This window comes from Alcanivorax sp. (assembly GCF_014762765.1).
GTDB lineage: Bacteria > Pseudomonadota > Gammaproteobacteria > Pseudomonadales > Alcanivoracaceae > Alcanivorax.
This window is the reverse complement of the sequence record NZ_JABURH010000146.1, coordinates 1-21,120: the sequence shown is the minus strand read 5'-3', so window position 1 is coordinate 21,120 and position 21,120 is coordinate 1. Positions and strand designations below refer to the sequence as shown.

Sequence of the window (21,120 nt, the reverse complement as noted above, 5' to 3'; positions counted from 1 at the left end):
AGTCAGTTGGTTTGCCAGTAACGGATGCCGACCTGATCCAGCAATTCCACCATCTGTTCCAGCGGCAGGCCGACTACCCCACTGTAACTGCCCGTCAACGAAGCCACCAGCGCCGCACCTAGCCCCTGAATCCCATAACCACCGGCCTTGTCAGCGCCTTCACCAGTGTCCACATAAGCCTGCAACTGCGCCTCATCAAGATCACGGAATTGAACCTGGGTAATGGCGTACCGCACCTCCAGCTGCCCCCGGTGCAACAAGGCAAGCGCAGACATGACCTGATGCTCCCCTCCGTTAAGACTCTTCAGCATGGCCAGCGCCTGTTGTTTATCCGCCGGCTTGCCCAGTATCTCATCACCCAATACCACCGCAGTGTCGGCACCAAGCACAGCGCCAGCCGGCTGGCCATGAGCTGCCGCCGCCCCGGCCTGGGCCTTCTCACGGGCCATGCGACACACATACTCCAGGGGCAGCTCCTGCGGCAACGGGGTTTCATCGATATCCGGAGCGGGTAGCACGGAAAAGGGGACAGCAATCTGCCGTAGCAGCTCTGCCCGACGTGGCGAACCTGAGGCGAGGTAAAGAATCATAGGATCAGAAAAAATGGATAATTGATAATGGGTAATTGATAACGAAACTGACGGAGCACCCCACGTATTACTACGAGCAGTCGGTGGTTTTCGCTATCAATTCTCAATTATCAACTGTCAATTGCTCTTCAGCGTACTAGAAAACGCAGCTGTACCCAGCGCAATAGCGCACAAACCGGACGCCAAAGCACTGCGCTGGTCAGGGAAGCATAAAGAATGGTGTAGGGCGGATACAGGGTACGACCCACGGACTCCTGCACCAGAAAGGCCAGCAGGCTGACCGTACCTACCAGCAGGAAAACCACGGCACACTGCTGCAGCGAGGTGAACACCCGCATGCGTTTATAGGCGGCCAGCATCACAAAGGCGCCCAGAGCATAAGCCAGCCCCCATTGCCCCAGCGTGGTACCCACCAGCACATCGTGATAAAGGCCAACGAAGAAGCCCCACAGCACACCGATGCGACTGGGCAATTCCAGTACCCAGTAAACCAGCACCAGCAGCATCCACTCCGGGCGCACCCAGTTGACACTCTCGGGAAGGGGCACCACTTCCAGCAACGCGGCGATCAGCAAGGTGACGACAATGACGCCCGTGCCGGCAGGACGATCATGAATCATTGGCGGCCTCCGGGTCAGGAACCGGAATCAGGGGCTTATCAGTGGACTGCACCAACAGCACGTGACTGGCACGATCCACTCTGGCGGTAGGGCGAGCGGCGATTTCCGCGAAAGGCGCACCAGACTGATGGCGTACGGCGGTGACTGTTGCCACCGGATAACCCCGCGGATAACGCTGGCCTAAACCGGTGCTCACCAGCAGATCCCCTTCGTTGATATCCGCCGTGTCCGGCACATAGAGGAGCTTCAAGCCATCGGACTGACCGGTACCCGCCAGAATCGCACGCACCCCGTTGCGATTCACCTGTACGCTCATGGCATGACTGGCATCAGTGACCAGCAACACCCGGGAACTAAGCGGCCCCGCATCCACCACCTGACCGATCAGCCCCTGGGCATCAAGCACCGCTTGCCCGCGCAAGACCTTATCGCCCCTGCCCTTGTTGATGACCAGCTCCTGGCGGTTCGGATCCGGATCCACGCCGATGATCTCGGCCACCAGCACATTGGCATCCAGGTCCGCCGAAGAGTTGAGCAACTCACGCAGACGCACGTTTTCCGCCTCCAGTACTGCCAGCCGCTGAACCTTCTGCTCGAGAATCAACGCTTGGCGCTGCAGGCGCCGGTTTTCATCCATCAGGGAACCGCGGGTCTGGGTCTGCTCGGACAACCACTCACCGGAATCCACCGGCAGGTGAGCCAGATAATGGATCGGGGCGGTGAGATAGCCGAGCACATGCCGCACGGGCGCAGCCCAAGGCGTGCGCTGGTCCAGCACCATCATGACGATGGCCAGAACCAGCGCAATCAGCAGTCGGTAGGTGGGATTGGCAGGTGCCGTCATGATCTAGCCCGGAAACCCGGTCTAGCCCATGGCCAGCATATCGAAACCCTGGCTGTCCATCAGCTCCAACGCCTTGCCGCCACCACGTGCCACACAGGTCAGCGGATCATCGGCGACAATCACTGGCAAGCCGGTTTCTTCGCTGATCAGCCGGTCGATATCACGCAACAGGGCACCACCACCGGTGATCACCAGGCCACGCTCGGCGATGTCGGAGGCCAGTTCCGGCGGGGAGGCTTCCAGCGCGTTTTTCACCGCATTGACGATAGCCGCCAGCGGTTCTTTCAACGCTTCCAGAATTTCCTCGGAATTCAGGGTGAAGCTGCGCGGCACCCCTTCCGCCAGGTTACGACCACGAACGTCGATCTCGCGGATCTCGGACCCCGGATAAGCGGTACCGATTTCATGCTTGATGCGTTCCGCGGTGGATTCGCCGATCAACGAGCCATATTCCTTGCGCACAAAGGCCACAATGGCTTCGTCGAAACGGTCGCCACCGATACGCACGGATTCGGAATAGACCACACCGTTCAGCGAGATCAGGGCAATCTCGGTGGTTCCCCCACCGATATCCACCACCATGGAACCGCGCGCTTCCTCTACCGGCAAGCCGGCACCAATGGCAGCAGCCATGGGCTCTTCAATCAGATAGACATCACGGGCACCGGCGCCGTAAGCGGAATCCTGAATGGCCCGGCGCTCCACCTGGGTGGATTTACAGGGGACACAGACCAGCACTCTCGGTGCCGGCGGGAAGAAGCCGGTATCGTGAACCTTCTTGATAAAGTACTGGAGCATTTTCTCGGTGACATCAAAGTCAGCGATCACCCCGTCCTTCATGGGTCGAATGGCAGTAATGTTGCCGGGGGTGCGGCCCAGCATACGCTTGGCGTCGGCCCCCACGGCAGCGACACTCTTCTGGGCACCGTGGTGTCGAATGGCCACCACGGACGGCTCGTCCAGTACGATGCCGCGGCCACGTACATAAATAAGGGTGTTGGCGGTCCCCAAATCGATGGACAAATCGGTGGAGAACATCCCCCGAATACGCTTGATCATGGACATCTCTGGCGTGTTTCCTGAAATTTTCGCGAAAAAACGACACCGGGCGGGAAAAAACCGGGCATCTCACAAGATGGCGCAACTCTAGCAACGGCAGGGGCATTGGGCAAGCTGACACTACGGCTTTTACGCTGGTGGGCAGTGGCCCCGGACAGGCGGTCTATGGTACTTTTTGCGGCTTTCCAGACCCGCATTAGCTTATCTCTGCCCGCCGCAGAGAATCCCAACGGAGAGAATCATGGCCATTGATTCCAAGGTGGTAGCCCAGGTGGCCCATCTGGCGCGCCTGAAAGTGGACGAGGCAGACAGCGCCGCCCTGTCCGACCGACTCAATGACATCCTGGCCATGGTGGACCAGCTGCAGCAGGCCGATGTGACTGATGTGGCGCCCATGGCCCACCCGCTGGACGTGACCCAGCCCCTGCGAGAAGACGAAGTCAGCGAGCCCAACGTGCGCGACAAGGCACTGGACATCGCCCCCGCCGCCGAAGACGGCTGTTTCCTGGTTCCCCGGGTGATTGAGTAAACAGGTGATGAGCAACGCCATGCACAACAAGACACTGACAGAACTCAAGGCCGGTCTGGCTGCCGGGGACTTCTCCTCCCGGGAGCTCACCGAGCATTTCCTGGCCCGTATCCAGCAACACGACGGTGAACTCAACAGTTTCATTACCGTGACCGCCGAGCAGGCCCTGGCCCAGGCCGATGCCGCTGATCAGGCCATTGCCACCGGCAATACTGGCCTCCTCACCGGCCTGCCCATCGCCCACAAGGACATTTTCTGCACCGAGGGCGTGCGCACCAGCTGCGGCTCGAAGATGCTGGATTCCTTCATTGCCCCCTATACCGCCACCGTGGTGGAAAAGATGGCCGCCGAAGGCGCCGTCATGCTGGGCAAGACCAACATGGACGAGTTCGCCATGGGCTCCTCCAACGAAACCAGCTACTACGGCCCGGTGAAGAACCCCTGGGACCTGGAACGGGTCCCAGGCGGCTCCTCCGGCGGTGCGGCGGCCTGTCTGGGAGCCCGTCTGGCCCCCGGCGCCACTGGCACCGACACCGGCGGCTCCATCCGCCAGCCGGCGGCCCTGAACAATATTACCGGCCTCAAACCCACCTACGGACGCGTTTCCCGCTGGGGCATGATTGCCTTTGCCTCCAGCCTGGATCAGGCCGGCCCCATGGCCCAGAGTGCAGATGACTGCGCGCTGATGCTGCAGGCCATGGCCGGTCACGACCATCGTGATTCCACCAGCCTTAATGAAAAGGTGGATGATTATCTCGGCGCCCTGAACAACGACATCCGTGGCCTGACCATCGGTATCCCGGAAGAATTTTTCCCGGACACCCTGGATGGCGCCATCGCCGACAACAGCCGCGACGCCATTCGCGAACTGGAAAAACTGGGCGCCAAGGTGGTCTCGGTATCACTGCCCAGCGTGAAACTGTCGGTACCGGCCTACTATGTAATCGCCCCGGCGGAAGCCAGCTCCAACTTGAGCCGCTTCGACGGCGTGCGGTTCGGCCATCGCTGTGACGACCCCAAAGATCTGGAAGACCTGTACAAACGCTCCCGTTCAGAAGGGTTCGGTGATGAGGTTAAGCGCCGCATTCTGGTCGGCGCTTACGCCCTGTCCGCCGGTTACTACGACGCCTATTACCGTCGCGCCCAACAGGTCCGCCGCCTGATCCGTGACGACTTTGCACGCGCCTTCGAAAAAGTCGATGTGTTGATGGGCCCCACCGCCCCGGAAACCGCCTTCAAACTGGGCGCCAAGAAAGACGATCCGGTAAGCATGTACATGGCCGACGTCTTCACCATCGGGGTTAACCTGGCCGGCCTGCCGGCTCTGTCCATGCCCACCGGCTTTATCAACGGCCTGCCCACGGGCACACAGATCATCGGTAACTATTTCCGCGAAGGTCAGATCCTCAACGTGGCGCACAAGTATCAGCAGGCCACCGACTGGCATAAACAGGCTCCGGTTTTTGGAGGTGAGCAATGAGTTGGGAAGTCGTGATCGGTCTGGAAATTCACGTCCAGCTCAACACCGTCAGTAAACTATTCTCCGGCAGCAAACTGTCCACCGGTGCCGAGCCTAACACCCAGGCATCGCTGGTGGATCTGGGCATGCCCGGCACCCTGCCGGTGGTGAACAAGGAAGCGGTGCGCAAAGCCGCGCTTTTTGGTCTGGCCATCAATGCCGATATCTGCCGTCACAGTGTGTTTGAACGGAAAAACTATTTTTATCCGGATCTGCCAAAAGGCTATCAAACCACCCAGCTGGCCGAGCCCATCGTGGGTGCCGGCGAGGTAGAAATCCAGCTGGAAAACGGTGAGAAAAAAACCGTGCGCATTCATCATGCGCACCTGGAAGAAGACGCTGGCAAGTCCCTGCACGAAGACTTCCATGGCATGACCGGGATTGACCTGAACCGGGCCGGCACACCGCTGATCGAAGTGGTCACCGAACCGGACATGAGCAATGCGGAAGAAGCCGTAGCCTTTGCACGCAAACTCCATGCGATTGTCACCTCCATCGGCATCTGCGATGGCGACATGTCCCAGGGCAACATGCGCTTCGATGTGAACGTGTCCATCCGCAAACCTGGCGACCCGCTGGGCACCCGCACGGAGACCAAGAACCTGAACTCTTTCCGTTTTATGGAACGGGCCATCAAGCTGGAAGTGGAACGGCAAATTGATGTGCTGGAAGACGGCGGCGAGATTGTGCAGGAAACCCGTTTGTACAATGGCGACACCCACACCGCCCGCTCCATGCGCAGCAAGGAAGACGCCAACGATTACCGTTATTTCCCCTGCCCGGATCTGCTGCCAGTGGCCATCACCGACGCAGACCTGGAAGCACTGAAAGCGGCCATGCCGGAGCTGCCCAATGCGCGCAAGGCACGGTTCATGGACGACTACCAGCTGTCCGAGTACGACGCGGATCTATTATCCGGCTCCATCGCCACCTCTGCGTTCTTTGAAGGAGTCGCCAACGCCGGTGGTGACGCCAAGCTGGCAGCCAACTGGGTGATGGGCGAACTGGCCGCCAGATTGAACGCGGAAGAAAAAGACATCAGCGACAGTCCGGTCAGCGCCGAACAACTGGGCCAGCTGATTGCCCGCCTGAAAGACGGCACCATCAGTTCCAAGATTGCCAAGCAGGTCTTCGAAGCCTGCTGGGCCGGTGAAGGCGACCCGGATGCCATCATTGAGGCCAAGGGCCTCAAGCAGATGAGCGACAGCGGTGAGCTGGAAAAAATTGTCGATGACATCATCGCCAATAACGCGCCCCAGGTTGAGGATTACCGCAACTCTGATGATGCCAAGAAAAAGAAAAAAATCGGTTTCTTTGTGGGCCAGGCAATGAAAGCGACACAGGGCAAGGCGAACCCGCAGCAACTGAATCAGTTGCTCAAGGAAAAACTGGGATAAAGATCAGGGCCGGACGTCCGGCCTCAGACGCCCGACCCCTAACAGGATCCAACCATGACCATTCAAACATTCCAGAACCGCGTCACCCTGGAAAAGAAAAACGACATTGCCTATGTCACTCTGAACCGCGCCGACAAGTACAACGGCCTGGATTTCGCCATGATGGAGGGTCTGGTGGAAGCTGCCAAAGCCGTGCGCAAAGACAAGAGCCTGCGCGTGGTGATCATGCAAGGCGACGGCAAGGCATTTTGTGCCGGGCTGGATTTCGGCACAGTGATGAAGCAACCACTGAAATTGCTGAAAGGTTTCACCAAATACGGCGTCAAGAAAACCAACCTGTTTCAGGAAGTCTGCTGGTGCTGGCGCGAACTACCCATTCCGGTCATCACAGTACTGCATGGTTACTGCTACGGCGGCGGTATGCAGATCGCCCTGGCCGCGGATTTCCGTATCAGCACCCCGGACTGCGAAATGTCCATCATGGAAATCAAGTGGGGCCTGATACCGGACATGACCGGCAGCGTCACCCTACGTGAGCTGGTACCCATGGATGTGGCCAAGGAATTGACCATGACCGGCCGCCTGTTCAAAGGTGAAGAAGCCAAGACCCTGAACCTGGTCACACGGGTGGCCAACGACCCGCTGGCGGAGGCGGAACAACTGGCAGAGGCGATAAAGAGTCGCTCACCGGACGGCATCAGTGCCGCCAAAAGTCTGTTCCAGCAAACCTGGAATGCCCCCGAAGCCCAGGCATTCGATGTGGAAAGCAAGCTGCAATTCAAGCTGTTACGCAGCAAGAACCAGCGCCGCGCCATGCAGGCCAACCAGAAAAAAGCCCCACCGAAATTTGCTTCCCGCGAACGGGATTACTAAAACAATGACCTCGGGGAGCCAAGCGCGCTGCGGGTTGCTCCCTGATCAAACAGCAAGATAGCCCCCCTGCAACTGCCAACTCACCCCTGTTTCGTAGCCTCATCTTGCTGCATACTCAGGCAAAAATCTGAGTTTGTTGAGGCACTGCATGATTTCCGTGGCCGAAGCCAGTGGCGGCTTTTCCGCCCTGACCCGCATGTACAAACGTCTGGTCGATGAATTTATCGGGCAGCTCCCGCTACAGCCCCAGTCCTTTCCCCTGGCCCCCACAGAGGATGCCTTCCAGCAGGGTATGTGTGCCGATACCACCTATGTGGTGAAAGGCGGCATGCTGGGCATGCGCTGCCAGGAGCGCAAGTTGTTCACCTGGGACGAGGGGGACATGATTCTCCCCGATGCTGGCAACGATGAGGTCACCTACTACGCGGAAAGCGCCGTGCTTCTGGCCGCCTACCCCACCGTCAAACTGGTGGAAGCGGCACTGGCCGATGAACAGCTGGCACGCCTTTGGACCCGCATCCTCACCATCCAGCAGGCCATGCTAGTGCGCTTGCTGGCAGCCTATGTACCGGAAGAAAGTCACACTACACCGGGTTTTGCCTATTTCGAGCCCGGCGACGTGATCATTCGCCAGGGCGAGCCCGCAGACTATGTGTTCAGCTTGTTCGAAGGCCAGGCAGATGTGCTGGTGGATGACGTGGTCGTCGGCCGTGTCAGCGAAGGCGAGGTGCTTGGCGCCATTGCCCTGCTCACCCACTCCCCGCGCAGCGCCACGGTGAGAGCAAAACAACGCTGCTCCGTGGTCAAGGTGCCCAAGCACCAGTTCAAAGACCTGATCCGCACCAACCCGGGCATGATTCACAGCCTGCTTACCGACATGGCCCGGCAAATCACGGACCTAAACAGTCAGGTTGTTCAGCTGTCTGCCTGAACATGTGCGTGGGAGCCCCGCATTGTCCCTCCCGACAAAGGGGCCTATATTGGAGTGACAGAGGTTGGCCAGCACAGCTTCTTGCAAGGCCGACCTTCGCGCTCAGCCAGGGAGGTTCCGACCATGCGCCATATTCTCTCCATCGCCATCATTATCTGCCTGTTGATTCTGGTGGCCGTTTATTTCCTGTCTGATTCCGAGCCAGAGATCACCCAACCCGGTTTCAACCTGACACCGGAACAGCAAAACAGTACCCCACCGGAGAGTCCTCCCATCCGCCAGGACAATGATGGTGAAACGCAAACACCCGCAGAGTAACGGCGACAACAGCGATTCCGGCCCCCTGGCCGACACGCTGGGCTGCCCCCCAAGCACCCTGGCGGAATTGGGTACGCTGGACAGAGACCGCCAGCAACAGCTGGCGACCCTGATTCAGGGCTGTCAGCAAAGACAGCACCAGGCCCTGAAGCAGGCTCTACGCGCTGCCCTGCCCCGCTTGCTGCGCCCGCTACTGGGTTCTGCTACCGGCCGGGAGAACTGAGATGCTGGCCAGCCAGATCGAGGTGCGCAAACTGTCAGCCCTGCTGGACCAGCCGGCGTCGTCACTGGCGGACCTGACTGTCTACCCGCCGGAAGCCCTTCGTCAGCTCCGCCATCTTTGTGAGGAAACGTGCCTTACCGCTGATCGAGACCGGTTCCGCCGCTGGGCGCAATGGACCTCGATCGCACCGTCACCTCTTATGGCTGCCCTGGCTCGCCGTGCCGGACCATTGCTCACCGCCCGTATCGCCACAGAAATGCCGTCCCATCGAGGTGCAGCCATTGCCCAACGCCTCCCTGCCTCGTTTCTGGCCCGGGTTTGCCAGCATCTTGACCCCCAGCGCAGCCGTGAACTGATTCGCCAACTGCCCGCGGCCCTGCTGGTGGACACCGCCCTGGCACTGATTGATGAGGGCGCCTTCATACTGCTCGGCCGGGTAGCCGACGCCCTGGACGACGACGCCACCCGGGCCGTCATGGACGCGGTGGACGACGACGGCCACCTGCTACGCATTGCCCTGTTCATGGAATCACGTACCCGACTGGACCACCTGGTGCGATTACTGCCCCGGGAACGACTGGCTCAGGCCGTGCTGCTCGCCACGGACCCGGACAACGACCTGATGCTGGAAGTGATCGCCTTGCTCGGCAACCTGGGCTACGAACTGAAACACCAGCTCGGTGATCAGGTGGCCAACCAGCCCGCCACCGTGCTGGCGCGAATTATTAAGGTGGCCGAACAGCATCAGCTATGGCCAGACCTGGTTCCGGTGATCGCCGAGCTGTCGCCTGCTACTCAGCAACGGCTGCTGGAACTGCCTGTCCTTCGGCAGCAGCCGGAGATCCTCGGTCATATCATCACTGCCGCTGATCGGCATGGCCTGTGGAGCCGGTTATTGCCGCTGGTCGGCATGATGGACCCGGGGCTGCTGCAGGAAGTGGGCAATCAAGCCGCCATGCTGGACCGGGCTGCCATCGAACGGGCCATGGAAGCCGCCCTGACCACAGAGCAGTGGCATGCCCTGGTCAGGGTTGCCCAATACCTTCCTGCACAACGGCAACAGGACATCGCCGAGATCATTGATGGCTACGGCAAGGTGGATCCGGCACTACGACAGCGGCTGGTGACACTGGCAAAAGAGAATGGGCTGCAGGCGTTGTTCACCTGACGCCACCAAAGCTTTTCCTATTGTGTAGGGTGCACTGAGCCTAAGCGAACTGCACCATCTTCACCGCCGACATGGTGCAGTTCGCTTAGGCTCAGTGCACCCTACCAAAAAAAACTCAGCCCTCCCCCAACAGCTCATCCCGCAGCGGTTCCAGTACCTGCAAGGCATGCTGATACCCACGCTCCACCAGCGCATCCAGGGCTTTCCAATCGAACATATTCACATCTGTCACCGGCATATGCAGACACACATCGGAGCGCGCCACCGAGGCAGGATAGACCACGGTGTCGCTGTTGAGCGTAGCGGTACGCAAGAGAATCTCGCCGAAGCCGGGCCAGCTGGCACCACGCTGGCGACGCAACAGCGCCCCCGGATCCGGCAGGCTGGATTTCATCTCTTCCAGGGCAATATCGCTCTGGGCGCTGACACTGGAGGCGATAATGGCACCGCGCTCCATGGCCTGCATCACATCCGTAGGCAGGTTATCCACCACCCCGCCATCGCACAGCAACTCACCTTCAAAGAGCACCGGCGGCGCCACCCCGGGCACACACATGCTGGTGCCGACCCAGGTGGCCAGACTACCGAACTCATGCACCACCGCTTCACCGCTGGACAGGTTGCTGGAGACACAGAAATAGCTGCGCCACAGGGATTCGATGGTGCGCTCGCCAAACACCGATTGCAGACGCTGATGGAATTTGCGGCCACGGATCAGCGATACCCGAGGCAAGGTATAGTCATTGAGGTAGTTGCGGCTAACGAAGGTATCCCTTGCCACCTGCATCATTTCCACCGCACTGAACCCGCAGGCCAACAGGGCCGAGACGAAGGCCCCCATGCTGGTACCTCCCATCACGTCCACCGGCATTTGCAGCTGCTCCAGCGCCCGGATCAGGCCGATATGGGCAAAGCCGCGGGCGCCACCACCCCCCAGCACCAGGCCCAGCCCACGACCAGTAATCTGCCGGGCCAGGGCATCCAGATCCGGCCCGTACCAGGGCTGCACATAATAATGGCTGCGCGCTTTCAGTAGCTCCCGCCAGGCTCGGGTATGCGGGGAGGCGTCGCCCCGGGCACACAACAACACCAGTTCCAGCGGTGCCAGCAACGGCCCAGGCAACCCGGCAAGGGCCGGCACCGGTCGCGGCTCGGCGCCGGCTTCCACCAGCATCAGTACCCGGTCACCGTGGCGCAGGCAACGCTCGGCCCAGATGCCTTGCCCCTGATCGGCCACATAGACCAGATGGGGATGGGCCGCCTCCAGACGATGCAGATAGGTTTCCAGCTTCTGTTCGCTATCATCATCCCCGGCAAGACTGTCCTGCCCCAGCTCCGCCAGTACATGGGCCTCGGTGACCATACGCGCCCCAGGCCAACCGCCTAGCCGCCCCACCAGCTCCTCCCCCAGAGTGGCTGCCGGCACCCCGGGGCTGGCCGGCACCAGAGACAGAGTCCCCTGGCGGGCAACATGGCCGGGGCGCGATGCTTCCCGCTGACGTAACAGGTAGCGACTCAGTGCCAGCAGCACCGGCGGATGCTCCAGAAGAAAAGGCTCCAGGGCCTCGGCAGGAAAACGCAGCAACTGGCTGTCACGCAGAACCAGAATGTCCTGTGCAAAGGGGTGATTTCCGAGCAACTCACTGGCACCGATCAAGGCACCGGGATTGATCGGCACGGTCGAATCAGCCACCGTTTGTTGCAACCGCCCGCTCACCAGCACGAACAGCCACCGCGGGGTATCCCCGGCTCGGCACAACACCTCTCCCACAGGCAGGGAGACAGGCTCCGCCAGATCCGCCAGGGCGGTGACAGCGGCACCGGGAAGATCCGAAAACAGGGGCAGGGACGCCAGTCGGGCTCGTGTCTCGCTCACCTCAGCCTCCACAGTAGACTACTTTCAAGCCTACGCCCGGGCAGAAAAGGGAAACAGTGTCGCTGTGTAAGTGACAGCTTCCAGCTTCGAGGAGGGAGGAGCAAAACCTGGGGGCGTCGTGGGGGGCCTTTTGAGGCTCGCTTCTCGCAGTTCACCCCTGCTCTGCAACTATCGCCGGGAACAGACCGGGCAGGCCGGATCCTTGTGGAAGCGCATTTCCCGCCAGGACAGGGTGCGCCCGTCGAACAATCGCAGGGTGGCAGGCATTGGATTGCCCAGCAGTACCTGCATGGCGGCCAGGGCCTGCAAGGTGCCGACGATACCCACCACCGGGCCGACAATACCCGCCTGACTGCAGGCCAGGTCGCCGTCCGTACCGTCACCATAGACGCAGGCGTAGCAGGCGCTGTCCGGTTGGCGCAGATCGAATACCGCCAACTGTCCGTCCATGCGGATGGCGGCGCCGCTGACCAGCGGTGTCCGGTGAGTCACACAGGCCTGATTGATACTCTGCCGGGTAGCGAAATTATCGGTGCAGTCCAGCACCACAGTGGCCGAGGCCACTTCCCGGTCCAGCCAGTCCGCATCCACCCGCACTGTGTGCGCCTGCACCGACACGTCCGAGTTCAGCGCCTGCAATTGCGCCTTCAGGGCCTCGGCCTTGGACTGGCCCACATCCTTGCCCCGGAAAGCCACCTGCCGATGCAGATTACTCAGCTCCACCGCATCATCATCCGCCAGCACCAGCTCGCCAACCCCGGCACCGGCCAGGTACAACGCCGCCGGATTGGCCAACCCGCCACAGCCCACCACCAACACCCTCGCCCCGGCCAGGGCTTCCTGCCCGGCCAGATCAAATTCCTCTACCATCAACTGGCGGCTGTAGCGAAGTAGCTGGTCGTCGTTGAGCATGATTCTCTCGCAGGCCCGAGAAGGTATTGGAATTCCACGGTGCAGTTCGCCTTAGGCTCAGTGCACCCTACGGTTCGGTTTTCTGGCTTTTCGCTGTCAATTGTCAACTATCAACTGTCAACTTCCTCCCCAACGTCACCCGCTCATTCCCCCCCAGGTCCCGCTCTGTGCGCACCGCGTCAAAACCATCCGCCTCCATCAGCGCACGCACCTCGCCACCCTGTTGGTAACCATGTTCCAGCAGCAACCAGCCGCCGGCAACCAGCCGAGTGGAGGCCTGATTGATGATGGTGGCCAGGTCCGCCAGGCCCCGCTGATCTGCCACTAACGCAGAACGCGGCTCGAAGCGCACATCGCCTTCTTGAAGATGATGATCCGTCGGGTCGATATAGGGCGGGTTGCTGACGATCAGGTCAAAGGGGCCATCGCAACCTTGCAGCCAACTGCCCTGCTGCAAGGTAACGCGGGCGGCCAGCTGACGGGCATTGCTCTCGGCCACGGACAGGGCGGCGGCACTCAGGTCGGTCAGCGTTACCTGCCACAGGGGACGCTCCAGGGCCAGAGACAAGCCAATGGCACCAGTACCCGTGCCCAGGTCCACCACCCGGGCCGGGCCCGCCGGCCCCAGTTGCAGAGCCAGCTCCACCAGGGTTTCAGTGTCCGGACGCGGGATCAGCGTATCGGCGGTCACCAGGAAATTGTGCCCGAAGAATTCCCGCTGGCCGGTCAGGAAGGCCACCGGCTCGCCCGCCTCACGACGGATCAGCAGTGATTCGAAACGCTGCTGTTGCTCCTCGTTCAGCGTCCGCTCGGGCCAGGTAAACAGGTAGCTACGAGGACGCTCCAGCACATGGCAAAGCAGTATCTGGGCGTCCAGATCCGCACTGGGGGAAACAGCCAGCCGCTCACGGGCCTGGCGCAGCGCGGTGTCGATGCGCATCTCAGCTGTCGCCCAGTGTCGCCAGCAAATCTGCCTGGTGTTCGGACATCAGCGCACCCAGCAGCTCATCCAGATCCCCTTCCATGATTTCACCGAGCCGGTAGAGCGTCAGGTTAATACGATGATCGCTGACCCGGCCCTGAGGGTAATTGTAGGTACGAATACGCTCGGAACGGTCACCGGAGCCCACCAGGGATTTACGCTCGGCCGCCTGTTCCGCATGGGCCGCATTCTGCTGGGCATCGTACAGTTTGGCGCTGAGCAGGCTCATGGCCTTGGCCTTGTTCTTGTGCTGGCTACGCTCGTCCTGGCATTCCACTACCACGCCGGTGGGCAAGTGGGTAATGCGCACGGCGGAGTCGGTTGTGTTCACGTGCTGCCCACCGGCACCGGAGGAGCGGTAGGTGTCGATACGCAGGTCTTCGGTGCGAATCTGGATATCACCGAGGTCTTCGGCTTCCGCCATGATCGCAACCGTACACGCGGAGGTATGAATGCGCCCCTGGGATTCCGTCGCGGGTACCCGTTGCACCCGATGGGCACCGGATTCAAATTTGAAGCGGGAATAGACACCATCACCGATGACCCGCGCAATCACTTCCTTGTAGCCGCCGTGCTCACCTTCGCTGGCGCTCACCAACTCGACTTTCCAGCCATTTTGCTCGGCATATTTGCTGTACATGCGAAACAGATCACCGGCAAAAATCGCCGCCTCATCTCCGCCGGTACCGGCGCGCACTTCCAGGAACACATTGGCGCCGTCACGAGGATCCTTGGGCAACATCAGTTTCTGCAGCTCGTCGGCCAGCGCATCCATCCTGGTCGTCGCCTCACGGGCTTCTTCCTGCCCCATTTCACGCATCTCGGGATCACTGTCATCCTGCATTGCCCTGGCCGCCTCCAGATTGGCAGCGACTTTCAGGTAATCCTGATAACACTTCACCACCGGATCGATTTCCGAATATTCCCGGGACAGGTCCCGAAATTTTTTCTGGTTACCGATAATCTCCGGATCCGACAAAAGACCGGACAATTCTTCAAAACGGTCGGCCAGCTTTTCCAGCTTGCCTTGCAAAGACGCTTTCATAAGACCCTCAGAGGGATTTATTTCGGTTCGGACGGGGAGTCCGGGTCGTCAAGCAGCAACTCGCGGGCCAAAAGCAATGATTCTGCCCGGCCCTCCGCAGCCAGCTTGCGCAGGGTCACACTGGGCGTATGCAGCCACTTGTTGACCAGGGAGTGCTGAAATTTGCGCAGCACCTGTTCCGGGTCTGCGCCGTTTTGCAGCTGCTGAAGCGCTTTCTCCAGCTCGCTCTCGGCAAGGCTGGTTCGCTGCTGGCGATACTCTCGCAACACGCTCACTGCATCCTGCTCACGGCGCTGGCGGCGGTGACGCACTATGGCATCACGGATCAGCTCGGCAGCCTCCTGGGCCGCCTGCTGACGGGCTCGGACATTTTCCTGAATGGCTTCCTGCAGGTGATCCACCGTGTACAGATAGACATCATCCAGATCCCCCACCTCCGGTTCGATATCCCGGGGCACGGCAATATCCACCATGAACATGGGTTTGTGACGACGTTTCTTCAGCGCCCGCTCCACCATGCCTTTACCCAGAATTGGCAGAGGCGCCGCTGTACAGGAAATCAGGATATCTGCCCGTTCCAGAGCCACCGGCAGCTCTTCCAGGCTGATTCCTCGCCCGCCAACACTGGCAGCCAGCTCCGCGGCACGCTGCTGGGTGCGGTTGGCGATGATAATCTCGCTGACCTGCTGCTCACTCAGATGGCGGGCCACCAGTTCGATCATTTCACCGGCCCCGATCAACAGGGCACGGCTCTTTTTCAGATCGGCAAAGATATGGCGGGCAAAGGACACCGCTGCATAGGCTACGGATACCGGATTGGCGCCGATTCCGGTTTCTGTCCGGATGCGCTTGGCCACCGAAAACACTTCCTGGAACAGCCGCGACAACTCGCCATTCAACAACCCCGCCTCATGGGCACGGGCATAGGCTTCGCGCATCTGGCCCAGAATCTGCGGCTCACCCAGGACCAGCGAATCCAGGCCGCCGGCCACCCGCATCATGTGCTCGAGAGCCTGCTCGCCCTGGTGCTGGTAGAGCACGGACACCAACTTGTCCACCGGCAGATGGCGGCTTTGCGCCAGCCAGGCAGCAAAATCCGGCGCCGTCTCGTCAACCAGACAATACAATTCGGTACGGTTACAGGTAGAAAGCAGGGCCGCCTCGCGCACCCCGGGCATGTCTCGCAGGCTGGCCAGCGCCGCTTCCGCCTGCTGCGTGGAAAACGCCAGACGTTCACGCAACTCCACATCCGCGGTGGTGTGATTTACGCCAACAGCGACTAGATTCATAGACTCTCGTGCCCGCAGCAGACCCGGGCCACTTTCCTCACCGGTTTACACAAGGGCGGCAGTACATGAAGCGATCAGTATGGAACTGTCTGCCTGCCGCACCCGTCAGAAGGCAATAGCCCGGTGAAAACAGGCCACGCAAGGGTCACGCATTTTGCGTGAAAGCGCCCCCCAAAACAATGACGGGCCGGCGAATCAACGGCACAGAAAGCCCGGGTTTGGGCAATCCCGGATCGCTGTGCCATGATAGCCGGACCATAAAACAGGCATACCCCCTTTAATGACGCGATTCCTTTTTCTGCCACTTTGCGGCGCCCTCTTACTCAACGGTTGCGCCACCAAGTCACCGGCCCCGAAAGCTGCCGAGCCCGAGCCCCCTGCGGCCACCCGGGCCGCCCCGAGCTACGATAGCGAGACCCTTTCCGACCTGCTGGTGGCGGAAGTGGCCGCCCAACGTCAATCTCTTGGGGTGACGCTGGCCTATTACAGCCAGGCAGCCCACAACACCGGCGATCCACAAGTGATCAGCCAGGCGGCCCAGCTGGCCCATTACCTGGAAGACCACCAACAGGCCCTGGCACTGAGCGAGCTATGGCTGGAACAGGAACCTGCTAACGAAGAGGCCCTGCAACTGGCCATTCTGTCGGAAATCCGGCTGGGCAACATTGACGCCGCCAGCCGTTACCTGGACACCCTGCTTGGCGAACACGGCGGTGAAGCTCTGGGTCGCCTGGTCGGCCAAGCCCGAGGATTGGATGCCCAGGGCAACCGGCAACTGGTCCAGGCGCTGGCACAGCTCTCCGACCGTTATCCGGATCAGGCACCGCTGTGGTACGCCCGCGCACTGTGGCTTGAACAGGAAGGCGATTATGCCGGCGCCCTGGAGGCTGACGAACGGGCACTTGATCTGATGCCTCGGCACGAAGATGCGCTGCTACTCAAGGCTCAGTTACTACACAAACTCGGCGAAGAAAAAAAAGCGCTTCGCCATCTCAAGAAACTGGTCCGCAAATACCCGGATGCGCGGCGCCCTCGCATTACCTATATCCGCATGTTGCTGGCCACCGGCGCCACAAGAAACGCAGAAAAGCAGCTATCCATCTTGGCTGAACAGCACCCTCAGGATCTGGATTTGCGTTTCTCCTTGGCCCTGCTAGCGCTGGAAGCCGGTGCCACCAACTCAGCCCGTCAGGAACTCCAGGCCCTGTTGTCTGAAAACTATCGTCCCGACGACATGCACCTCTACCTGGGGCAGGCCGCCGAACAGGCGGAAAATCTGAATGAGGCGGTGGATCACTACCTGAAAGTCCAGGGCGCTCAAGCCGTCCGCGCCAACGTTCAGGCCGCTCGCCTGCTTTACCAGCTAGACAATCAGGATCAAGCCAGCGCCCTGATGGCCAGCCTCGCCGGGAAGCACCCGGAACTGAGCACCAGCCTGATCATTACGGAAGCGGAAATGCGTAGCAGCACCGGCAACCCCCAGGGAGCTCTGGCTCTGCTGGACCGGGCGGTGAAGGCAGAACCCGATAATACCGAGCTGCTCTACAGCCGGGCGATGGTCGCGGAAACTATCGGCGATCTGGACAAAATGGAAACCGACCTTCGGCACGTGTTATCAATCAATCCCGACGATGCCAGCACCCTGAATGCCCTGGGTTATACCCTGGCCAACCGCACCCAGCGCCTGGACGAAGCCTACGATTACATCTCCCGGGCTCTGGAGTTGCGCCCGGATGACCCGGCCATTCTGGATTCCATGGGCTGGGTTCTCTACAAGCGCGGCGAGCCGGAAGCCGCCCGCGAGTATTTACGCCGGGCCTATGAAAAATTCCCCGATCCGGAAGTGGCCGCCCATTATGGCGAAGTTCTCTGGGTACTGGGTGCCCAGAACCAGGCCCGCCAGGTATGGCGCGACACCCTGGAAACCAATCCCGACGCCCCCCATATCCGTGAAGTCATGGAAAAACTCGGAGCCCGCCTGTGATCCTGAGCACCACCCGAATCATCAGCCTGGCCATGCTGACTCTGGCCATGAGTGCCTGCCAGCTGCGCCCCACTGTCACTGGCACCTTCGAGCACCCGAACCAGATCGACCGCTGGACAATGAGCGGCAAGCTTGGCTACCGCACCGCCAGTGACGGCGGCAGCGCCTCCTTCGACTGGGCCCAGAAGCCCAACCGTGGCCAGATCCGCTTTTCCGGCCCCCTGGGATTCGGTAGCGCCGATTTGCGCTGGGACAGTGGCCGTGCGGAACTGATTACCGCCAAGGACCAATATCAGGCACGCAGCCCCGGGGAACTGGCCTGGCACCTGACCGGCTTCTGGCTGCCGGTCTCGGCCCTCCAGTACTGGGCCCGGGGGCTGCCCTGGCCCGGCGCTCGTGGCGATGCCGACTATGACGAAAGCGGCCAACTGCAAACCCTGCAGCAACTGGGCTGGAGCCTGGAATTCGACCGTTATCAGCCGGTGGCCGGCATTACCCTGCCCTATCGCATCAAGGCACGGCAAAATGGCAACCGTTTCACCCTGTTGATCAAGGACTGGCAGCCCGGCGCCGAAAAATGACCATGTTCACCCTTCCGGCCCCTGGCAAACTGAACCTGTTTCTGCATATTACCGGCCGTCGGCCGGACGGCTACCATGAACTGCAGACCCTGTTCGCCCTGCTCGACCAGGGTGACATCCTGCACTTTGCCCCGGCAGACACCCTGAGCCTGGAATGTGACCAGGCCGACGTGCCCACCGACGACAGCAACCTGATACTGCGCGCCGCCCGTCTGCTCCAGACTAATACCGGCTGCCGTGCCGGCGCCCGCATCCGCCTGGAAAAGCACCTGCCCATGGGCGGCGGTGTGGGCGGTGGCTCCTCCGATGCGGCCACCACCCTGTTGGGGCTCAATTCACTGTGGGAGCTGAATCTGTCCGAAGATACCCTGGCGGAACTGGGGTTATCGCTGGGTGCAGATGTGCCGGTCTTCGTGCGCGGCAAAAGTGCCTGGGCAGAAGGTGTTGGCGAGCAAATTACCCCCGTTTCTCTGCCGGATGCTGATTTTTTGGTCGTTCATCCAGGAATTCATGTATCAACTGCTCGAATTTTCGGCGACCGGCAATTGACAAGGGATACCCCCGTCAGTAAATTACCGGCCTCGCTTGAGGTGGTGCTGACCCGCGACTTTCGCAACGACTGTGAAGCGGCAGCAACCAGGCATTTTCCGGAAATCGGAGAATTGCTCCACTGGCTCAGGCATCATACGGGTAACGCCCGTATGACCGGCACCGGCGCTTGTTGTTTTGCGCGCCTCACCGGACCGCAACAGGGGCAGCATTTGCTGCAACAGTTGCCACAACACTGGACAGGTTTCGTTGCTCGAAGCTGTAATACTTCTCCTCTCCACCAGATACTGGGAGAGACACTGGCGAAGTTTCGAGCGACACAGAATTCAGGCAAATCTGCACGAAAAGGCAAATAGTGCAGACCTGAAACCGAGTGTTGGGGTATAGCCAAGTTGGTAAGGCAACGGGTTTTGATCCCGTCATTCCCAGGTTCGAGTCCTGGTACCCCAGCCATTTTCTTGCCCGGAGCCCTCCCCCCTTTCCTCGGAGGCTCCCGAAATTCACGACTCAAGAGGGGCGCCAGTGTCCAAGCTCGTCGTTTTCACCGGTAACGCTAATCCCGAACTGGCCCAGGCCATGGTTCAACATCTGAACCTGCCCATCGGCAACGCCGATGTGGGCACCTTCAGCGATGGCGAAGTTGCCGTGGAAATCCAGGAAAACGTGCGCGGCAAAGACGTCTTTATCGTGCAATCCACCTGCAACCCGACCAACAACAACATCATGGAGTTGCTGGTCATGGCCGACGCCCTGCGTCGCTCCTCTGCAGGCCGGATCACCGCCGTGATGCCCTACTTCGGCTACGCCCGCCAGGATCGCCGGGTGCGCTCCGCACGGGTACCAATCACCGCCAAGGTGGTTGCCGACATGATCACTGCCGTGGGCATCGACCGGGTTGTCACCGTCGACCTGCACGCCGATCAGATTCAGGGCTTCTTCGACATTCCGGTGGACAACGTCTACGCCACCCCGCTGATCGTGGCGGATATCGAGCGTCAGAACCACGATGACCTGATGGTGGTATCCCCGGATGTGGGCGGCGTGGTCCGTGCCCGCGCCCTGGCCAAGCAACTCAACGATGCCGACCTGGCCATCATCGACAAGCGTCGCCCCAAGGCCAATGTATCCCAGGTGATGCACATCATCGGTGAAGTGGAAGGTCGCACCTGTATCCTGGTGGACGACATGGTCGATACCGCCGGCACCCTGTGCAAGGCAGCCCAGGCCCTGAAAGACCACGGTGCCGCCAAGGTCTACGCCTACATTACCCACCCGGTATTGTCCGGCCCTGCCATCGATAACATTGCCAACAGCGCTCTGGACCAGCTGGTAGTCACCGACACCATCCCGCTGTCCGAGGCCGGCCGCGCCTGCGCCAACATCCGCGTACTCAGCCTGGCCCCGATGCTGGCCGAAACGATCCGCCGGGTGAACAACGAAGAGTCCCTGAGCGCCATGTTCGACCGGCTGGAGCTGGTGTAAATCAGCAACAAGCTACAAGCTTCAACACGTTGTTGCCAGATTGAAGCTCCTGAGGCCGCGCACAGCTCCTGTGCGCGGCCTCTTTCATTCCGGGCCACCCCCAATCCCAAACCGTGTTGCAGCTTGTAGCTTGCGGCTTGAAGCCCTTTCTGCTGGCACGCGGCGCCTTTTTCCTGCATAATCGCGCCCCCGCGGAATCCTCCGTGGTTATATCAACCTCTCTGGCCGACCTGGTCGCGGGAAGCCCGAGAGCTAAATGGAGACATATCATGTCCAATGAATTCCAGCTATTCGCTGAAAGCCGCAGCGACATGGGGAAAGGTGCGAGCCGCCGCCTGCGTCGTCTGCA

General features: G+C 60.6%; 21 protein-coding genes and 1 tRNA gene. 13 read left to right on the top strand and 9 right to left on the bottom strand.

What is annotated here, in order from left to right; genetic code table 11:
* Positions 1-2 precede the first annotated feature (2 nt).
* The 4 genes from HUJ17_RS10450 to HUJ17_RS10435 all read right to left on the bottom strand — a co-directional run bounded on the left by HUJ17_RS10450 (position 3) and on the right by HUJ17_RS10435 (position 3,113).
* On the bottom strand, positions 3-590 hold the full coding sequence (locus tag HUJ17_RS10450; RefSeq protein ID WP_290510636.1) for a nucleoside triphosphate pyrophosphatase: 588 nt from the start codon (positions 588-590) through the stop codon (positions 3-5).
* 128 nt (positions 591-718) lie between these two features.
* Entirely contained in the window at positions 719-1,210 is a 492-nt protein-coding gene (mreD, locus tag HUJ17_RS10445; RefSeq protein ID WP_290510635.1) for a rod shape-determining protein MreD, read from the bottom strand.
* Complete coding sequence (mreC, locus tag HUJ17_RS10440) at positions 1,200-2,054, bottom strand: rod shape-determining protein MreC (protein WP_290510634.1); 855 nt, start codon at positions 2,052-2,054, stop codon at positions 1,200-1,202. The genes mreD and mreC overlap by 11 nt, the downstream gene beginning before the upstream one ends.
* Before the next feature lie 21 nt (positions 2,055-2,075).
* Positions 2,076-3,113, bottom strand: a complete 1,038-nt coding sequence (locus HUJ17_RS10435) for a rod shape-determining protein (RefSeq protein WP_035248243.1) — start codon at positions 3,111-3,113, stop codon at positions 2,076-2,078.
* A 241-nt stretch (positions 3,114-3,354) separates the two neighbouring features.
* Here HUJ17_RS10435 and gatC point away from each other — a divergent pair, with 241 nt between their 5' ends.
* From gatC to HUJ17_RS10395, 8 genes are all read left to right on the top strand, one after another.
* Positions 3,355-3,642 carry an Asp-tRNA(Asn)/Glu-tRNA(Gln) amidotransferase subunit GatC gene (gatC, locus tag HUJ17_RS10430; RefSeq protein WP_062816665.1) on the top strand — a complete coding sequence of 96 codons (288 nt, stop codon included), beginning with the start codon at positions 3,355-3,357 and terminating at the stop codon, positions 3,640-3,642.
* A 19-nt stretch (positions 3,643-3,661) separates the two neighbouring features.
* On the top strand, positions 3,662-5,122 hold the full coding sequence (gatA, locus tag HUJ17_RS10425; RefSeq protein ID WP_290510633.1) for an Asp-tRNA(Asn)/Glu-tRNA(Gln) amidotransferase subunit GatA: 1,461 nt from the start codon (positions 3,662-3,664) through the stop codon (positions 5,120-5,122).
* Entirely contained in the window at positions 5,119-6,558 is a 1,440-nt protein-coding gene (gene gatB, locus HUJ17_RS10420) for an Asp-tRNA(Asn)/Glu-tRNA(Gln) amidotransferase subunit GatB (RefSeq protein ID WP_290510632.1), read from the top strand. Before gatA ends, gatB begins: the two co-directional genes overlap by 4 nt.
* A gap of 54 nt (positions 6,559-6,612) precedes the next feature.
* Positions 6,613-7,431 carry a crotonase/enoyl-CoA hydratase family protein gene (locus tag HUJ17_RS10415; protein ID WP_290510631.1) on the top strand — a complete coding sequence of 273 codons (819 nt, stop codon included), beginning with the start codon at positions 6,613-6,615 and terminating at the stop codon, positions 7,429-7,431.
* 148 nt (positions 7,432-7,579) lie between these two features.
* Positions 7,580-8,362, top strand: a complete 783-nt coding sequence (locus HUJ17_RS10410) for a cyclic nucleotide-binding domain-containing protein (protein ID WP_290510630.1) — start codon at positions 7,580-7,582, stop codon at positions 8,360-8,362.
* Positions 8,363-8,485: 123 nt separating this feature from the next.
* Positions 8,486-8,680 (top strand): hypothetical protein, encoded by a 195-nt coding sequence (locus tag HUJ17_RS10405; protein ID WP_290510629.1) that lies wholly within the window; start codon positions 8,486-8,488, stop codon positions 8,678-8,680.
* Positions 8,655-8,903 carry a hypothetical protein gene (locus HUJ17_RS10400; protein WP_290510628.1) on the top strand — a complete coding sequence of 83 codons (249 nt, stop codon included), beginning with the start codon at positions 8,655-8,657 and terminating at the stop codon, positions 8,901-8,903. The genes HUJ17_RS10405 and HUJ17_RS10400 overlap by 26 nt, the downstream gene beginning before the upstream one ends.
* 1 nt (position 8,904) lies before the next feature.
* Positions 8,905-10,071, top strand: a complete 1,167-nt coding sequence (locus HUJ17_RS10395) for a hypothetical protein (protein ID WP_290510627.1) — start codon at positions 8,905-8,907, stop codon at positions 10,069-10,071.
* Positions 10,072-10,186: 115 nt separating this feature from the next.
* On the opposite strand, the gene HUJ17_RS10390 is transcribed toward HUJ17_RS10395, so the two are convergent.
* The 5 genes from HUJ17_RS10390 to hemA form a co-directional block, all read right to left on the bottom strand.
* Positions 10,187-11,947, bottom strand: a complete 1,761-nt coding sequence (locus HUJ17_RS10390; RefSeq protein WP_290510626.1) for a patatin-like phospholipase family protein — start codon at positions 11,945-11,947, stop codon at positions 10,187-10,189.
* A gap of 168 nt (positions 11,948-12,115) precedes the next feature.
* Positions 12,116-12,859 (bottom strand): molybdopterin-synthase adenylyltransferase MoeB, encoded by a 744-nt coding sequence (gene moeB, locus HUJ17_RS10385; protein ID WP_290510625.1) that lies wholly within the window; start codon positions 12,857-12,859, stop codon positions 12,116-12,118.
* Positions 12,860-12,962: 103 nt separating this feature from the next.
* A complete protein-coding gene (gene prmC / locus HUJ17_RS10380; RefSeq protein WP_290510624.1) occupies positions 12,963-13,799 on the bottom strand; it encodes a peptide chain release factor N(5)-glutamine methyltransferase in 837 nt (278 codons plus the stop codon).
* 1 nt (position 13,800) lies between these two features.
* Entirely contained in the window at positions 13,801-14,886 is a 1,086-nt protein-coding gene (gene prfA / locus HUJ17_RS10375) for a peptide chain release factor 1 (RefSeq protein ID WP_290510623.1), read from the bottom strand.
* Between the two features lie 17 nt (positions 14,887-14,903).
* On the bottom strand, positions 14,904-16,175 hold the full coding sequence (gene hemA / locus HUJ17_RS10370) for a glutamyl-tRNA reductase (RefSeq protein ID WP_290510622.1): 1,272 nt from the start codon (positions 16,173-16,175) through the stop codon (positions 14,904-14,906).
* 280 nt (positions 16,176-16,455) lie between these two features.
* Between hemA and HUJ17_RS10365 the strand changes: the two genes are divergently transcribed.
* The 5 genes from HUJ17_RS10365 to HUJ17_RS10345 all read left to right on the top strand — a co-directional run bounded on the left by HUJ17_RS10365 (position 16,456) and on the right by HUJ17_RS10345 (position 20,771).
* The gene (locus HUJ17_RS10365) at positions 16,456-18,159 is read left to right on the top strand and encodes a tetratricopeptide repeat protein (RefSeq protein WP_290510621.1); all 1,704 of its coding nucleotides are present in this window, start codon (positions 16,456-16,458) and stop codon (positions 18,157-18,159) included.
* Positions 18,156-18,740 (top strand): lipoprotein insertase outer membrane protein LolB, encoded by a 585-nt coding sequence (lolB, locus tag HUJ17_RS10360; RefSeq protein WP_290510620.1) that lies wholly within the window; start codon positions 18,156-18,158, stop codon positions 18,738-18,740. The genes HUJ17_RS10365 and lolB overlap by 4 nt, the downstream gene beginning before the upstream one ends.
* Positions 18,737-19,645 (top strand): 4-(cytidine 5'-diphospho)-2-C-methyl-D-erythritol kinase, encoded by a 909-nt coding sequence (gene ispE / locus HUJ17_RS10355; protein ID WP_290510619.1) that lies wholly within the window; start codon positions 18,737-18,739, stop codon positions 19,643-19,645. The genes lolB and ispE overlap by 4 nt, the downstream gene beginning before the upstream one ends.
* A gap of 21 nt (positions 19,646-19,666) precedes the next feature.
* A tRNA-Gln gene (locus HUJ17_RS10350) sits at positions 19,667-19,742 on the top strand.
* A gap of 69 nt (positions 19,743-19,811) precedes the next feature.
* Positions 19,812-20,771 carry a ribose-phosphate diphosphokinase gene (locus tag HUJ17_RS10345; protein WP_290510618.1) on the top strand — a complete coding sequence of 320 codons (960 nt, stop codon included), beginning with the start codon at positions 19,812-19,814 and terminating at the stop codon, positions 20,769-20,771.
* Positions 20,772-21,120: the final 349 nt, after the last annotated feature.

What these genes read in the sequence shown, in the direction of transcription:
- HUJ17_RS10450 (WP_290510636.1), bottom strand. Translation starts at nt 590, where the DNA reads ATGATTCTTTACCTCGCCTCAGGTTCGCCACGTCGGGCAGAGCTGCTA.
- mreD (WP_290510635.1), bottom strand. Translation starts at nt 1,210, where the DNA reads ATGATTCATGATCGTCCTGCCGGCACGGGCGTCATTGTCGTCACCTTG.
- mreC (WP_290510634.1), bottom strand. Translation starts at nt 2,054, where the DNA reads ATGACGGCACCTGCCAATCCCACCTACCGACTGCTGATTGCGCTGGTT.
- HUJ17_RS10435 (WP_035248243.1), bottom strand. Translation starts at nt 3,113, where the DNA reads ATGATCAAGCGTATTCGGGGGATGTTCTCCACCGATTTGTCCATCGAT.
- gatC (WP_062816665.1), top strand. Translation starts at nt 3,355, where the DNA reads ATGGCCATTGATTCCAAGGTGGTAGCCCAGGTGGCCCATCTGGCGCGC.
- gatA (WP_290510633.1), top strand. Translation starts at nt 3,662, where the DNA reads ATGCACAACAAGACACTGACAGAACTCAAGGCCGGTCTGGCTGCCGGG.
- gatB (WP_290510632.1), top strand. Translation starts at nt 5,119, where the DNA reads ATGAGTTGGGAAGTCGTGATCGGTCTGGAAATTCACGTCCAGCTCAAC.
- HUJ17_RS10415 (WP_290510631.1), top strand. Translation starts at nt 6,613, where the DNA reads ATGACCATTCAAACATTCCAGAACCGCGTCACCCTGGAAAAGAAAAAC.
- HUJ17_RS10410 (WP_290510630.1), top strand. Translation starts at nt 7,580, where the DNA reads ATGATTTCCGTGGCCGAAGCCAGTGGCGGCTTTTCCGCCCTGACCCGC.
- HUJ17_RS10405 (WP_290510629.1), top strand. Translation starts at nt 8,486, where the DNA reads ATGCGCCATATTCTCTCCATCGCCATCATTATCTGCCTGTTGATTCTG.
- HUJ17_RS10395 (WP_290510627.1), top strand. Translation starts at nt 8,905, where the DNA reads ATGCTGGCCAGCCAGATCGAGGTGCGCAAACTGTCAGCCCTGCTGGAC.
- moeB (WP_290510625.1), bottom strand. Translation starts at nt 12,859, where the DNA reads ATGCTCAACGACGACCAGCTACTTCGCTACAGCCGCCAGTTGATGGTA.
- prmC (WP_290510624.1), bottom strand. Translation starts at nt 13,799, where the DNA reads ATGCGCATCGACACCGCGCTGCGCCAGGCCCGTGAGCGGCTGGCTGTT.
- prfA (WP_290510623.1), bottom strand. Translation starts at nt 14,886, where the DNA reads ATGAAAGCGTCTTTGCAAGGCAAGCTGGAAAAGCTGGCCGACCGTTTT.
- hemA (WP_290510622.1), bottom strand. Translation starts at nt 16,175, where the DNA reads ATGAATCTAGTCGCTGTTGGCGTAAATCACACCACCGCGGATGTGGAG.
- HUJ17_RS10365 (WP_290510621.1), top strand. Translation starts at nt 16,456, where the DNA reads ATGACGCGATTCCTTTTTCTGCCACTTTGCGGCGCCCTCTTACTCAAC.
- ispE (WP_290510619.1), top strand. Translation starts at nt 18,737, where the DNA reads ATGACCATGTTCACCCTTCCGGCCCCTGGCAAACTGAACCTGTTTCTG.